General features: G+C 34.8%; 14 protein-coding genes. 5 read left to right on the forward strand and 9 right to left on the reverse strand.

Going from position 1 to position 14,925, the window contains the following annotated elements; translation table 11 throughout:
• Positions 1–62 precede the first annotated feature (62 nt).
• Positions 63–872: a glucose 1-dehydrogenase gene (locus BM371_RS10280; protein ID WP_034673992.1), complete on the forward strand. Its 810-nt coding sequence runs from the start codon at positions 63–65 to the stop codon at positions 870–872.
• A gap of 1 nt (position 873) precedes the next feature.
• Here BM371_RS10280 and recO read toward each other — a convergent pair whose 3' ends face one another.
• Genes recO through BM371_RS10300 form a run of 4 tightly spaced genes read right to left on the reverse strand, consistent with a single transcriptional unit; the run spans position 874 to position 5,518 of the window.
• The gene (gene recO / locus BM371_RS10285) at positions 874–1,560 is read right to left on the reverse strand and encodes a DNA repair protein RecO (RefSeq protein ID WP_034673994.1); all 687 of its coding nucleotides are present in this window, start codon (positions 1,558–1,560) and stop codon (positions 874–876) included.
• Positions 1,560–3,809, reverse strand: a complete 2,250-nt coding sequence (gene porZ / locus BM371_RS10290; protein WP_034673996.1) for a type IX secretion system anionic LPS delivery protein PorZ — start codon at positions 3,807–3,809, stop codon at positions 1,560–1,562. The genes recO and porZ overlap by 1 nt, the downstream gene beginning before the upstream one ends.
• Positions 3,810–3,812: 3 nt before the next feature.
• Entirely contained in the window at positions 3,813–4,763 is a 951-nt protein-coding gene (locus BM371_RS10295; RefSeq protein ID WP_034673999.1) for a bifunctional metallophosphatase/5'-nucleotidase, read from the reverse strand.
• The gene (locus BM371_RS10300; protein ID WP_034674000.1) at positions 4,763–5,518 is read right to left on the reverse strand and encodes a 5'-nucleotidase C-terminal domain-containing protein; all 756 of its coding nucleotides are present in this window, start codon (positions 5,516–5,518) and stop codon (positions 4,763–4,765) included. Before BM371_RS10300 ends, BM371_RS10295 begins: the two co-directional genes overlap by 1 nt.
• A gap of 107 nt (positions 5,519–5,625) precedes the next feature.
• On the opposite strand from BM371_RS10300, the gene dapA reads away from it, so the two are divergent.
• From dapA to BM371_RS10320, 4 genes are all read left to right on the forward strand, one after another.
• Positions 5,626–6,498, forward strand: a complete 873-nt coding sequence (gene dapA, locus BM371_RS10305) for a 4-hydroxy-tetrahydrodipicolinate synthase (RefSeq protein WP_034674002.1) — start codon at positions 5,626–5,628, stop codon at positions 6,496–6,498.
• Positions 6,499–6,775: 277 nt separating this feature from the next.
• Positions 6,776–7,273 (forward strand): GNAT family N-acetyltransferase, encoded by a 498-nt coding sequence (locus tag BM371_RS10310; protein WP_034674004.1) that lies wholly within the window; start codon positions 6,776–6,778, stop codon positions 7,271–7,273.
• A 52-nt stretch (positions 7,274–7,325) separates the two neighbouring features.
• Positions 7,326–7,550, forward strand: a complete 225-nt coding sequence (locus BM371_RS10315; RefSeq protein WP_228376708.1) for a lysine N(6)-hydroxylase/L-ornithine N(5)-oxygenase family protein — start codon at positions 7,326–7,328, stop codon at positions 7,548–7,550.
• A complete protein-coding gene (locus BM371_RS10320; RefSeq protein ID WP_034674009.1) occupies positions 7,532–7,831 on the forward strand; it encodes a type II toxin-antitoxin system RelE/ParE family toxin in 300 nt (99 codons plus the stop codon). Before BM371_RS10315 ends, BM371_RS10320 begins: the two co-directional genes overlap by 19 nt.
• Positions 7,832–7,859: 28 nt before the next feature.
• On the opposite strand, the gene recG is transcribed toward BM371_RS10320, so the two are convergent.
• From recG to BM371_RS10345, 5 genes are all read right to left on the reverse strand, one after another.
• Entirely contained in the window at positions 7,860–9,944 is a 2,085-nt protein-coding gene (recG, locus tag BM371_RS10325) for an ATP-dependent DNA helicase RecG (RefSeq protein ID WP_034677083.1), read from the reverse strand.
• Between the two features lie 212 nt (positions 9,945–10,156).
• The gene (locus tag BM371_RS10330; protein WP_051882611.1) at positions 10,157–10,690 is read right to left on the reverse strand and encodes a thioredoxin family protein; all 534 of its coding nucleotides are present in this window, start codon (positions 10,688–10,690) and stop codon (positions 10,157–10,159) included.
• Between the two features lie 21 nt (positions 10,691–10,711).
• The gene (locus BM371_RS10335; protein ID WP_034674011.1) at positions 10,712–12,223 is read right to left on the reverse strand and encodes a peptide MFS transporter; all 1,512 of its coding nucleotides are present in this window, start codon (positions 12,221–12,223) and stop codon (positions 10,712–10,714) included.
• 39 nt (positions 12,224–12,262) lie between these two features.
• The gene (locus BM371_RS10340) at positions 12,263–13,258 is read right to left on the reverse strand and encodes a PDDEXK nuclease domain-containing protein (RefSeq protein ID WP_034674013.1); all 996 of its coding nucleotides are present in this window, start codon (positions 13,256–13,258) and stop codon (positions 12,263–12,265) included.
• Between the two features lie 67 nt (positions 13,259–13,325).
• Positions 13,326–14,834 carry a peptide MFS transporter gene (locus BM371_RS10345; protein ID WP_034674015.1) on the reverse strand — a complete coding sequence of 503 codons (1,509 nt, stop codon included), beginning with the start codon at positions 14,832–14,834 and terminating at the stop codon, positions 13,326–13,328.
• Between the last annotated feature and the right edge of the window lie 91 nt (positions 14,835–14,925).

Consider the following 14,925-nt stretch of genomic DNA (forward strand, 5'->3'; position numbering starts at 1 on the left):
AAACCAAACAAAGAGTTTGGCGTGATACTTTCAATTGATTTTAAACATTATTAAATCACATTATGGAAGTTTCATTAAGAAATCAGGTTGCTGTCATTACCGGAGCATCCAGCGGAATCGGAACCGGAATCGCAAAATCGATTGCTTCAGCCGGAGCAGTGGTAATTATCAATCATTCATCTGAAAAATCTAAAGATGAAGCCCAAAAAGTTTTAGACGAAATTCAGGAAACCGGCGGAGAAGGAATGATCTATCAGTGTGATGTTTCTAAAGAAGATGAGGTGGTGAAAATGTTTTCTGATGTCATATCAACCTATGGAACTGTTGATATTTTAATTAATAATGCAGGAATTCAAAAAGACGCAAAGTTTATCGATATGACGCTTGAAGATTGGGATACGGTAATGGGAGTAAATCTTCGTGGGCAGTTTCTTTGTTCAAGAGAAGCTATCAAAGAATTTCTAAGACGAGGAATCGATAAAACCCGTTCAGTTGCCTGCGGAAAAATTATTCATATCAGCTCGGTTCACGAAATTATTCCTTTGGCAGGTCATGCCAATTATGCTGCAAGTAAGGGTGCGATAAAAATGCTGATGCAGACTTTGGCTCAGGAACATGGTGCGGATAAAATTCGTGTAAATTCTATTTGTCCCGGAGCAATTCAGACTCCGATTAATAAGGAAGCCTGGGAAACTCCTGAAGCGATGAATGATTTATTAAAATTAATTCCATACAACAGAATCGGTCAGCCTGAAGATGTGGGAAATATGGCCGCTTTTTTGGCGAGCGATCTGGCAGATTATATTTCGGGAACAAGTATTTTTATTGATGGTGGGATGACAAGCCTTGAAAGCTTCTCAAGCGGCGGATAATTTATTCAAAAATCTGCTGAATAATCTCAAGTGAATTGGGTGTTTTGAAATCGGTAATATGGTAATGGTAATATACCAGAATACTGTCTAAAAAGTTTTTCCTCAGAGCTTGTGGAATTTTAATCTCATAAGGATTTTGTGCGGATAAAATTAGCTTCCAAAGCAACGAGCTTTCACTGTCGAAAAAATGATGAGTCCCGATAGGTGAAAAAGTTCCGGTTTCGGGATCAAGGTAATTGTCTTTTCCTAAAAGCGGTGAAACACCCTGAATTTTTAAAATTTTAATTAAAAAAATAAGATGTGAACGATAGTTTTGCTGACCAAGCTGATGAATAAATTCGTCAACTGCACTAAAAAGCAATGGATTTTTATGCTCATTTCTTAAAATCTGATTCAGAAAATCGGCTATAAAAAAAATGACAGTATTGGCTTTAATATCAGTATAGATATCACTTACTTCGGTCATTTCAAATTTTGAAACAGTCTGAATACCTGTATTTCTTCCTGTATTAATGGAAAAATTAAGCTTATTCAATGGAAGTAAAAATGCTTTTTTCTTGTTTTTTTTGCTGTAAATTCCTTTTAGAAAATAAGTCTGAAAACCATCTTCTTCAGTGAAGCAATGGAGAACAGCATCGTTTTCTCCATATTTTATGAATGAAAGTAGAAATCCGTTCTGAGAAGTCATTAATTTACTACGGCTATTTTCGCTGTAGCTTTGTCTGAACCGTCTTCGTTGGTCATCAGAACAAAATAAATTCCGGAAGCCACTCTTTTTCCTTTTAGATTATTAAGATTCCATTCATAATATCCTGTTCTTGCTACTGCAGAATGTACCAGATTTCCGGCAGCATCAGTAATTCTGATGTTTGTTTTCTCTGCTAAACCTTTGATTGTTACATTTCCTTTAAACTGGGAATAAACTACAGGGTTTGGATAAACCAAAACATTACCGAAATTTGAAGTGACATCTGCAACATTTCCCTGATACGTTACAATTCCGTCAAAAGTAACAAAATAAACTTTTCCTGTTTTTTTGTCAACCTTAATATCTGTTACGGTATTGGTAGGGAGTGGAGAATTGTCTTTGGTAAAATGCATGATGGTCTGTTCTCCTGAAGCCGATAAATAATAAACGCCACCATCTTCTACAGATATCCATTTTTGGTTCCCGCCGTCAACCTCTACCTGTAAAATCGTTGAATCTCTGAAAAGCTCTTCAGCAAGTCCGTTTTGTTCGATAACAATGGCTTCCAGTTGCGGATCATTTTTCGCTTCTGAAACTGCATTCGGAAGAATTCTTAAGCCTAATTCTGTTCCGATCCATGCATCACCGGATTTATCCATCGCAAAAGAAACTGTGTTTGCAGGAATATTATTGGTTTGGTCTAAATAATATTGAGTATCATCTGAGAAAGTTGCTGTTTTTTTGGTGTCATAAACCAAGAAATTGGCTGACCTTGGAATGGGAATCCACAATAGATCATTGTTGAATACAGGGTATTGAATCCCTGCACTCGTGTTCAGGTCTTTTACTAAAAAGTCGTCTGTCGCTCGGTCATAAAAAGCTAAACCTGATCCCGGACCGGAAAACGCCAGTGTAGAAAATATATTATTCTGATCATCTGCTGTAAAACCAACAGGTCTTCGACCGTATCCGCTGTCTGAACCCATTGTATAGCGTTTTACAAATTCAAAATCTTTGGAAGATGAATTGTATTTCATTTTATAAACGCCATAGCTTGGATTAAATGTATAGTTCGAAAAGAACACATCTCCGGGATTCGCAGGATCTGCAAAAGCATCAACCACATTAAAAGGTCCCGTATTATTTATAAAATAGGATGAATATACCCACTCTGTTCCTGTGTAATAATAAAAACCGGGATTTCTTGGGTTGTCTTGTGGCTCATTGTAACCATTCGCTCTGATTCCCGTGGAAACCAAAAGCTGATTATCATTAAATAATCTTATTTTGTAAGCATAATTAAAGTATGGTCCATCTGGTTTATATACGATGTTATCTTCAGTTTTAACACCCGATAAAACTGTTCCTGCAAATATTTTTGAACCAATTGTAGTAGCAGTATTACAGTCTTCACCGACAGTTGTATTTCCCGTAGGAGCTCCGTTGGTATTGTAGGTGTAAATTCTTGCTCCGTCAGTTACAATAATATTGTTTGCCGTTAAAACAACATCTTTTACGCCCCCGAAATTCTGAACGATGGGTGTTGCAGTTCCGTTATTGTAAACGTAAGTTGTATTTGCAGATGAGAATGCTAAAGCAGACTCCGAATCGATATCTATGAAATTTCCCGGCATTTCTGTTGTCCACGTGGAGAAAACAGGAAATGTTGTGTTTAATTCATGCGTTTTTAGCCCTGTATTGGTCACAGAAAAAACTTTATTTCCGAATATGGTTGCTTCGTTACTTGCTTCAAAAACGCCTCCGGTTATAAAGAATGCAGAATCGTTGAATTCTTTCTTTTTGAGATCAAAAATAGAAACTCCGTATCCGACAGAAATTACAGCTCTGTCGCCGGTTATTGAAATATGATTGATTTTTTTGCTCGCATTATATCCTGTCGCAATCGGAATATCTACAACATACGTTACACCTTGTGGAGTAATAACATCTAAAGATCCGTTTTGATAACCCACTAAACCTATTTTGGTTTCCGGATTATAATCGAATGCAGAAATTTTCACATCGTGAAGGCCGTTTGCTTTAGAAAGCTTAGTGATTTCTCCTGTGGAAATCGTATAATAAAAAATCCCGTTTTCTGTGGCGGCAACGATTTTTCCGTTATCTTCCTTTATCGACAGAACATTATTGTAAGAGAACATGTCTGCCCATTTTTTTGAAGAAATATTCTGCGCTTTTACAAACTGTAATGCTGCGAAAATACCAAAAGAAAGTAGTGAGATTTTTTTCATATACTATGCTATTATACTGCTGTCTATTGCCTGATTGTTCCAGGAAATTTGTTTTACGTTTTTATTTTGATCAAAAAAGAAATCGAGCCTGCCTAGAAGAAGTCCGGCCCAACCAACCTGGTTGACCAAAACCTTTTTACCTTGTCTGTTGGTGAAGGTTTCAGGTTCAGGAAAGAAAGTATGGGTATGACCGCCTAAAATTAAGTCAATATTCTCGGTTTGTGCGGCTAAAATTTTGTCACAAAGTTTTTCGGGCTCTCCTTTGTAAGCATATCCGATATGTGAAAGGCAGATTACCAAATCACATTTCTGCTCATTTTTCAGATAATTTGAATAATGTTGCGCAACATCAATAGGATTATTCCAGATGGTTTCGCCGTACTGTTTTTTTCCAACCAGACCTTCGAGCTGAATTCCCACTCCGAAAATTCCTACTTTGATTCCGTTTTTGTTGAAAATTTTATACGGTGAAGTTTTTCCGTCTAAAATGGTGTTTTTAAAGTCGTAATTCGAACAGATAAATGGAAATTTAGCATTAGGTAAAACCTTTAGAAATCCATCTAAACCATTGTCGAAGTCATGATTTCCCATGGTGGAAGCATCATATTTCATCATCGACATCAGTTTAAATTCCAGTTCGCCTCCGAAAAAATTAAAGTAAGGCGTTCCCTGAAAAATATCTCCCGAATCCAGCAATAAAACATTGCTTTCCTCATTTCTGATTTTCTGAATTAAAGTTGCTCTTCTCGCAAAACCACCCTGATTAGGATTTTTTGTATAGCTTGAGTCGAAAGGTTCGATTCTGCTGTGCTGGTCGTTAGTATGAAGAATCGTCAGTTTTTTGGCTTCTTTGAATGGATTTAAATCTAAACTTTCCGCCATCATCAAATTTGGAGCTAAAGACATTGCTAAAGTTCCGCCACCTACTGTTTTTAAAAAACGCTTTCTATCCATTATTTCTTCCCGATAAAATTTAAACGAACCTCTTCTTTCGGATTGATCTGCTGATTTTTTTTAAAGTAGTCAATAAATAAATCTCTCAGCTTAATTCCTGTCGGAATTGATTCTCCTTTGCTGAAAAACTTCATATTATCACCACCTAAAGCTAAATAATCAGAGGTTGCCACATAATAATCCTGATTCGGATTTACCGGCTTTCCATTGATTAAAGTTTTAGCAACCTGCTTGTTTTGAGTTTCAATATATAAATGAGAAACCGGATTATTGGTTTCATTTTGAGCATAATAATCAAAAAGCCCCTGCAAATCTGAACCTTTGAATTTTACAATAATCACTTCATTTTCGAAAGGCATTACTTCAAAAACATTTTTCAGCATGATATCGCCTTTCCCAATTGTCGTTCTAATTCCTCCGATATTGATCAGAGCAGCATCTACATTTTTGTTCAGATTGGCTTTCGCCCAAACATCAGCTCCATCAAATGTAAAATCGGCTAAAAGATTTCCCAAATTACTGTTGTCACCCTCTTTTGTAAGATCAACTGCTGTGTAAGAGATTTTCTGATTCATCTCTTTATTGAGTTTTTCAGTATAAGGCGCGATAAATTTGGCAAATTCCTCGTCATTCTTCAGCTCATTATTAATGGAAATGTTTTTCTGAGTTTCAACATTGGCTACCTGTAACGAAGTCGTTTTGCAGGCAGTAAGCGAAACCAAAGCAATTCCTAGTAATAAGAATTTATTTTGCATAATATCTTTTAGTATATGCAAATATAATTATATGTATAATAAAACATCAGTAATTATTCTAAATTCTTATCTTAAATTATTAAATTTGGAGAAAATAATTTTAACAGATGAGCATTTTAAAAGGAGTTGGTGTAGCATTAGTTACACCCTTTAATGAAGATTTATCCGTTGATTTTGACAGCTTGACAAAACTTGTTGAGTACAATATCGAAAACGGAACCAATTATTTAGTTGTTTTGGGAACTACAGCAGAAGCTGCAACGCTTTCAGCTGAAGAGAAGAAACAGGTGGTAGATCACATCATTAAGGTAAACAGTAAACGTCTTCCGCTGGTTTTGGGAATCGGTGGCAATAATACGCTTGAAGTTAAAAAACAGATTGAAGAAACAGATCTTTCAGATTTTACGGCTGTTTTATCGGTTTCTCCATATTACAACAAACCTAATCAGGAAGGGCTTTATCAGCATTATAAAGCGTTAGCTTCTACAGGGAAAAATATTATCATTTATAACGTTCCGTCAAGAACAGGACAAAATTTAGAAGCTGAAACAACGTTACGTTTGGCAAATGAATTCCCAAATTTATTCTTAATTAAAGAAGCTGCACCCAATATTCTTCAATATTTTGATATTTTGAGAAAAAAACCAGAAGGTTTCAATTTGGTTTCCGGGGATGACGAATTTACACTTCCTGTAACTTTAGCGGGCGGTGCAGGAGTGATTTCTGTAATTGCACAAGGTTATCCGAAAGAATTTTCAGCGATGGTTCAGTTGGCTTTTGATAAAAAAGTAGACGAGGCTTATGAGATTCACAACAAGTTGGTTGAAATTACAAGACTGATTTTCGCAGAAGGAAACCCTTGCGGAATTAAAGCGGTTTTAGCAGAAAAGGGAATTGTTAAAAATTATCTAAGACTTCCTTTGGTGCCTGCTTCAGAAGGACTTTATGCTAAAATTAAAGCTGAAATGGCGAAAATTTAAGAAAGTCAATTGTCAATATGTCAATTGTGAATTTTTAAATTTATAATAAAATTAAAGTGAAAAGTTTAATGCTTTTCACTTTTTTAATCTTAATTCTAAAATATTAAACCACAAAAGTCACAAAAGTTCATAGAGTTTTAATTAATTATCACTTAAAGTTCAAAAAGCGTTATGTTTTTTAAAGTTAGCTATCCGTTTTGTGAACTTTTAAAAGGAAATCGTTACAACTTAAATATTTAAAAAAAAACTTTTGTGACTTTTGTGGTAAAAAAATAAAATGAAATTAATCAAAGCAACCGAAGAAAATATTCCTTTAATTCAGGATTTAGCCAAAAGATCCTGGGAAAATGCCTATGCCGAAATTCTTTCAAAAGAACAGATGAATTATATGCTTGAAACCATGTATTCAGAAACTGAAATTTCAGAACATTTAAAAAATCCTCATTACCATTATTATCTTGTTTTTGATGAAAATTCAAATGAGTACGACGGATTCCTAGGCTTTGAAAATCATTATGAAGAAAACACGACAAAACTGCATCGAATTTATTTAGTTCCGGAAAGCAAAGGAAAAGGTTTAGGAAAGAAAACGCTTGATTTTCTAAACGAAAAAGTAAAAGAAAGTGGTGATAATCGAATTATTTTAAATGTAAATAAATACAATTCAGCGCAAAAATTCTACGAATCCCAAGGCTATAAAATCTATGACGAAGGCGTTTTTGATATCGGAAATGGTTATGTAATGGATGATTATTTGATGGAGAAAATATTGTAAATGTTTGATTATCTTATGCTAAAAGTTGTAAATTTGAATTAAATATATTGAAATGAATGCTGCAGAAATAAAATTAGATTTGATTAACAGAATTGCAAATTTGAAAGATTCAAAACTCATAGAAGAAATTAAAAATCTTTTAGATTTCGAGCAAGATAATACTGTTTTTCAATTAAATGAAGAGCAAAAGTCAAGGCTTTTAGATGCTCAGAAAGATGAAATCCTAGACGAAGATGAAGCAAATAATGAAATTGAAAAATGGCTTCAAGAAAAATAAATTGGACGAAAGAAGCCAATATTGAAAGAAAAGATATTCTTGAGTTTTGGATAAATCACAATAAATCTAAGACATATAGTATTAAACTAAATAAGCTCTTCATTAAAGTTCTCAAACAACTTGCAGATAACCCGATGATCGGTCGCGAAACAGATTTTCAAAATGTAAGGGTGAAAATTATTAGAAATTATCTGATTTTTTATGAATTTTCAGAAGTTCAGATTAAAGTTTTGTCAGTTTGGGATGGTAGAAGAGATGACAAGAACCAAAGAAACTTTTAAGCTGTTTATTGAGTATAAAGGTTTGGTCTTACGAAATCTTACTCCACTTATTTTTTCCTTTATAATTCTGCAGATAATAATTCTTAATAATCATATTTTCAGGTCTTGAAAGATGAGGGTCGGCTTCCAAAATTTTTTCAACCATTTTTTTTGTGGCTTTAATAATGGGCGCATCATTCACCAGATCAAGTCTTTTAAAATCAACGACACCGCTCTGTTGAGTTCCCAAAATATCTCCCGGACCCCGCAATTGCATATCGACTTCAGAAATTTTAAAGCCGTCATTCGTTTCAACCATTGTTTTAATTCTGGTTCGGCTGTCGCTCGATAACTTATCGGAAGTCATTAGAATGCAATAGCTTTGTTCAGCACCTCTTCCAACTCTTCCACGAAGCTGATGAAGTTGCGAAAGTCCGAATCTCTCAGAACTTTCAATAACCATTACCGAAGCATTGGGAACATTAACTCCAACTTCAATTACGGTTGTTGCAACCATAATCTGAGACTTTCCTGATGCGAAATAATTCATTGCGGCATCTTTTTCATCAGGTTTCATCTTCCCGTGAAGCATCGTCACATTGTAGTTTGAAAAATTATCCATCACATTTTCCAAACCTTCCATCAGATTTTTATAATCTAACGTTTCAGATTCTTCAATCAGTGGATACACAAAATAAATTTGTCTGCCTTTTCGAATCTCTTCATGACAAAAATGATAGACATAAGCCTGGTCTTTTTCTCGTCGATGAGCCGTAATAATTGGTTTTCTTCCGATTGGCAATTCATCAATTACCGAAACATCAAGATCAGAATAAAAACTCATCGCCAAAGTTCTCGGAATCGGAGTAGCGGTCATCACCAAAATATGAGGCGGAATTTTATTTTTAGCCCAAAGTTTAGCTCTTTGAGCAACGCCAAACCGGTGCTGTTCGTCAATAATTGCCAGTCCAAGATTTTTAAACTTCACCTTATCTTCCAGAACCGCATGTGTTCCTACCAAAATAGAAAGTTCACCATTCTCAAGCTCTTCATGAAGTATTTTTCTAGCGGAAGCTTTCACAGAACCCGTCAAAAGACTGACTTTAACTTCCGTATCTTTTAATAAATCTTTTATTCCGTTGTAATGTTGTTGTGCAAGAATTTCTGTCGGTGCCATTAAACAGCTTTGAAATCCATTATCTAAAGCAATCAGCATCGTTAACAAAGCCACCATTGTTTTTCCCGAACCAACATCGCCCTGCAAAAGTCGGTTCATCTGAATCGGCTTTTTCATGTCTATTCTGATTTCCTTCAATACTCTTTTTTGTGCATTGGTCAGTTCAAAAGGAAGATGATTTTCGTAAAATCCGGTAAAATAATCGCCCACAATCGGGAAAGGATTTCCAATGGATTGTGTTTTATGATGAAGTTTTTTTAAAGCATAACCCAACTGAAAAAAGAATGATTCTTCAAATCGCAATCGGTTGTCTGCTTTTTCAAAATGTTGTTGGTCTTTCGGAAAATGAATGTTCAGAAAGGTATGTTGCCTCGATAAAAATTGATAGTGACGAATCATGTATTCCGGAAGGTTTTCCTGAATCAGATTCGGTATTTCTTTGCAAATATTCCTTAAAATGTTTTGAAAGAATTTCTGGTTTAAACCTCTTTTGCTCAGTTTTTCAGAGCTTGGATAAATGGGTTTTAATCTTGTTTCGGTTTCTTTATTTTCCTCCGCTTCAATTTCCGGATGCGGCATCGAAAACTGATTGTTAAAAACATTGATTTTCCCGAAAATATAAACTTCCCGATTAATGGGAATCTGTTCTTTCAGCCATTTTGAATACTGAAACCAAACCAGATCCATCGTTCCGGTATGATCATTGAATTTTGCTGAAAGCCTTTTTGTTTTTCCGGTCTGAATTTCCTGAACAGAAGTAATTTTTCCTTTTAACTGAACTTCAATAGTGCTTTCCTGAAGAGTAGAAACTGTAAAAATTTTACTTTTATCTAAATATCGGATCGGATAAAAATTTAGAAAATCTTCTACGATAGAAATTCCCAACACATTTTTAATGAGTTTGGCGCGATCGGAACCGATTCCTTTGACAAATTCTATGGGAGTTTCTAAAGTCAGAAAATAATTTTTGAAGCACGAATTTCGTGAAATTTCAGGAATAAAAAAAGCTTTCAGATGTGAAAGCCTTGTTTTTGTTTTGCTCTCGCTGATTATGCGGATGCAGCATATTTTATTGATTAATCTGCCACGAATACACAAAATAATTAAGAAAAGGATTCGTGCATTCGGGGCTGTACCAATTTAAAGCTAAAAGCTATCAGCCAAAAAAATTAGTCTTTTATCTTTGATTTGAATTTCTTCTGATAATCTTCCCATTCTTCACGGGTTTTAATTTTTTTATACAGATCACCGGAAATCAATGAAAGATAGGGTTCTAATTCTTTTGCAGATAATTCGCCCTGCAAAATTGTAATAGGGCTTCCGTTTTCATCAAGAAAAACCGTACTTGGGACGGCATTTACATTCATATATTGAGTAAACTCATGAAGCGAATTTCTTCCTTTCTTATGAGTTGTATTTTCATTGGAGAACTTTCTACCGAAAATTTCGATGGTTCTTTTATCTTCGGCATCAAATTTTACAGGATAATAATTTTCATTTAAAAATTCAGCAATAATGGCATGTCCGTATGTTTTTTTATCCATTATTTTGCATGGGCCGCACCAATCAGCATAAAAATCAATCAGTATTTTCTTGGGCTGAGTTTTCTGTGCGTTTAATGCTTCTTCAATCGTCATCCATTTTACTTGTGAAAAGGCAAAAAAAGATTGGATGATAAAGATGAATGCGAATATTTTTTTCATAATTGTTTTAATATTAATTCATTAGCGAACTTCCTGCATGAGTTTTTTCACCCACGGTGCAATCAAAATTAATACCACACCGGCAATTACCGCGTAAAGTCCGAGTTGTTTGTAACCTTCAGTATAGGTCATTAGAGCGTCATAGTTTGTTGAACCTTCTTTTGCATCAGCCAAGCCGGCTCCGATAATTCCCGCAACGTATTGCCCGTAAGCTGAAGCGAGAAACCACATTCCCATCATCATTCCCTGAAGATTTTTTGTGGAAAGTTTAGTCATAATAGACAATCCGATAGGAGAGAGGCATAATTCCCCCAAAGTGATGACCAATAAAGCCAATGTGAAGAAATTTAATGAAGTAATTCCCTGTAAATCGGCAAATAATCTTGTGGCAAATAAAACGTAATATCCTAATCCTAAAAAGATGAAACCAAGACCAAATTTGATGATTGTATTCGGTTCAATTTTTCTTTTACTCATCCAGATCCATAATAACCCAAGTAACGGAGCGAGGAAAATAATGAAAAATGCCCCCCCTGAATTATTGACTCCATTCGGATCTAATCCGAAAAGGTCTTTATTTAAATTTTTGGCTGCGAAAATACTTAATGAACCCCCACTTTGCTCATAGATTCCCCAAAATAAAATAGAGAATATGATAAAAATCAAAGCTGCCCAAAGTTTGTTTCTTTCAGCGGTCGTTACTTTTGACATTTCAAAGAAGAGATAAATCAAAGTTAATGGCCCTACTGTCCACATGAAGTAGTCTGTATATTGTGGAACAGAAACCATTTTCATAATAATCGGAACAAAAATCAGGGATAAAATATAAACTCCATATTCTTTCCATTTTGGCATCGGCGCAGATTTTACTTCTTGTAACGGATGTCCCGGCTGAAGCCCGATTGTTCCTAAGGTTCTTTGAGTGAAAACGAAATTAATTAAGCTAATGACCATTACAATTGCCGCTAATCCGAAGGCGATATTCCATCTTATTCCTTCTGAAATAATGCTTCCAAAAAGTTCTCCTTTACCGATAGCAATGCATAAATATCCGCCTAGTAATGCACCGAGATTGATTCCGGCATAAAACAGCGAAAATCCTGCATCTGCTCTTGAATCATTGGTCTTATAAAGCTGACCTACCATTGAGGAAATATTTGGCTTGAAAAAACCGGTTCCTACCACGGTAAATGCAATTCCTAAAAAGAAAAATTGGTGTGGATCTGCAGCGAGAATTAAACTTCCGACAATCATTAATAATCCGCCCCAAAAGAGTGATTTTCTAAATCCTAAAATTTTATCAGCAAAAAGCCCGCCTACAAAAGTGAAGGCATAAACAAATGCCTGTGTTGCACCATATTGAAGATTGGCTTCTTTTTCATGGAAATTTAATTGGGAAATCATGAAGAAAACGAGCATTCCGCGCATTCCGTAGAAGCAGAACCGTTCCCACATTTCGGAGAAAAATAATGACCAGATTTGTTTTGGATATTTTCCTTTGAAGTTTTGTATTTCGTCGAGCGTTAAGTTCATGAGTGAAAAGTAATTTATAATGAGTAAATGAGAATAATTTTATAATTCTGAGTTTTTGTCTTGTTGATCGAGTTCAAAACGTATTCTATCCTGATCAATAATTTGTTTCAATTCTTCTTCTTTTGGAAGATAAAGCAAATATTTGCTTGCAAAAAGATTATTTTGATCGTTGAGCACAGAGTATTTTACAATCGTTTCATCTTTTTCTGAACATAAAAGAATTCCTATGGTTGGATTGTCACCTTCGCCTCTCTTCAAATCATCATACATTCTTACGTACATATCAATTTGACCAATGTCCTGATGCGAAAGTTCTCCTGTCTTCAAATCAATGATAACAAAACATTTAAGAATGTAATTGTAAAATACCAAATCAATATAAAAGTCTGATGTATCTGTGGAAATATGCTGCTGTCTTGCAACAAAAGCGAAACCTTTTCCGAATTCTAAAAGGAACTTTTGAATGTGATCTATAATTCCTGTTTCAATTTCTTTTTCAGAAATTTTTTCACTGGGTTTTAATCCTAAAAATTCAAAAATGTAAGGGTCTTTTAAAACGCTTTGAATAGTTTCTGTAGAAGTTTTTTTATGTTCTAAAACTCTTTCGTAAGCTAATGAATTAATTTGTCTTTTTAAATCTCTGTAATTCCAGTTGTTTTGTATGGATTCATTAATATAATAATTCATTTTGTCTGAATTATCTAATTTTATTAATAGCCTATAATGTGTCCAACTCAATTGTTGACGCAATGCGTCAACAATTGGAAATGCGGTATAAAACTTTCGCATATTGGAGAGATTCGTATAATCAAAACCTTTTCCGAATTCTAAAGTAAGTTTCTTAGAGAGATTTTTAAGGATAAATTTTCCATATTCAGCCCGTTCTTTGCCTTTTTGTTCGTTTTCAATAATGAGTTGTCCGATTTGCCAGTAAGTGAGCAGTAGAGTAGAGTTCGCAATCCGAAAAACCTTTTCGCGCGACTGAATAATAATTTCCTTTATGGATTGAAATAAAATATCTTCGGAAATTTCCATCTTACGAATGTAAAAAAAAACCTCTGAAAAAATCAGAGGTTTAATTATTATTTTGAAATAATGTTATTTATTTTATTCCGTGCATTTTCTTTTCAAGCCATCTGCTGATAACGAAAAGGATTAAAGCAGCTACACCACACATAATAACGAAAACGATGAAGAAATCGAATAAATCTGTGATCTGGAATCCCATGAAAGATGTTGTTTTTGGAGCTTCTCCGCTTTCTCCACCTCCGGGAATTAATGCTGATAATGTTCCTGCAAATTTGTTTGCCGCAGCATTTGCCAAAAACCATGTTCCCATTAATAAAGATGAGAATCTTACAGGTGATAGTTTAGAAACCATCGAAAGACCAATTGGTGAAAGACAAAGTTCTCCCATTGTATGGATTACATAAAGACCAATTAGCCAGAACATGGAAACTTTATCCATCATTCCTAATCCGTAAACTGCATAAGCAATTACCAAATATCCAAAAGATATTAAAGCTAAACCATAAGCCATTTTCTTTGGTGATGAAGGCTCTTTACCTCTGTTACCCAATCTCAACCAGATAGATGAAAATAAAGGAGCTAAAAGTAAAATCGCCAATGCGTTTACCGACTGGAAATAACTTGCAGGCATCTCCCATCCGAAAAGATTTCGGTCTGTTTGTCTGTCTGCGAAAATCGTTAGTGATGCACCAGCTTGCTCAAAAGCTCCCCAGAAGAAAATTACGAAGAATGCCAAGATGAAAATTACGATAATTCTGTCTTTTTCGTCTTTTGTAAGGCTTTTATCAGTTAAAACAATCAGTGGCATAAGAATCATCGCTCCGTAAATGAGGTAGCCGATGACATCCAAATCACTGTTGAACATTGTTTTAAAGTTCATTAAAAAGAAAATTAAACCAATAGATCCAATTACCATTCCCCATTGTGCGATTCCGAATTTGTTTGTAGGCAATCCGATTGGTTTGTTGTCAGCATCTACAAGGACTTTGTTTTTAGAGATAATAAAAGTAACAAGACCGATCAACATACCGATTCCTGCTGCCAAAAATCCCCATTTAAAATCAACTTTTTCAGCTAAAGTACCACAAATAAGCGGTGACATAAATGCTCCAAGGTTGATACCCATATAGAAAATCGTGAACGCAGAATCTACACGACGATCTCCTTGAGGATAAAGCTGCCCAACCATTGTCGAAATATTTGGTTTAAAGAAACCATTTCCAATAATCAACATTGTTAATCCCATCCACATCAAGGTTACAGCACTTGCTCCGGTTGCCGAAGCACTGAAAAATAGGATGAACTGACCAATTGCCATTAATATTCCGCCAATTTCAATACTTCTTCTGTTTCCTAAGTATCGATCTGCCAAATATCCTCCCAATAATGGAGTTAAATAAACGAGACCGGTATAACTTCCATAGATTTCGGAAGCTTCTGCATCTCCCATCAAAAGCATTTTAGTCATGTATAGAACGAAAATAGCTCTCATTCCATAATATGAGAAACGTTCCCACATTTCAGTCATAAACAAAAGGTAGAGTCCTTTAGGGTGACCTTTTGCTGTTTTTGCTGTATCCATATGTAATTGTTAAATTTCTGTTAAGACCCACAAATATAGTTTTTTTTGGGTTTTTGGCAAGATTTTAATTTTATTTTTAAAATAAAAAAGC

The organism is Chryseobacterium formosense (genome assembly GCF_900116415.1).
Classification (GTDB): domain Bacteria; phylum Bacteroidota; class Bacteroidia; order Flavobacteriales; family Weeksellaceae; genus Chryseobacterium; species Chryseobacterium formosense.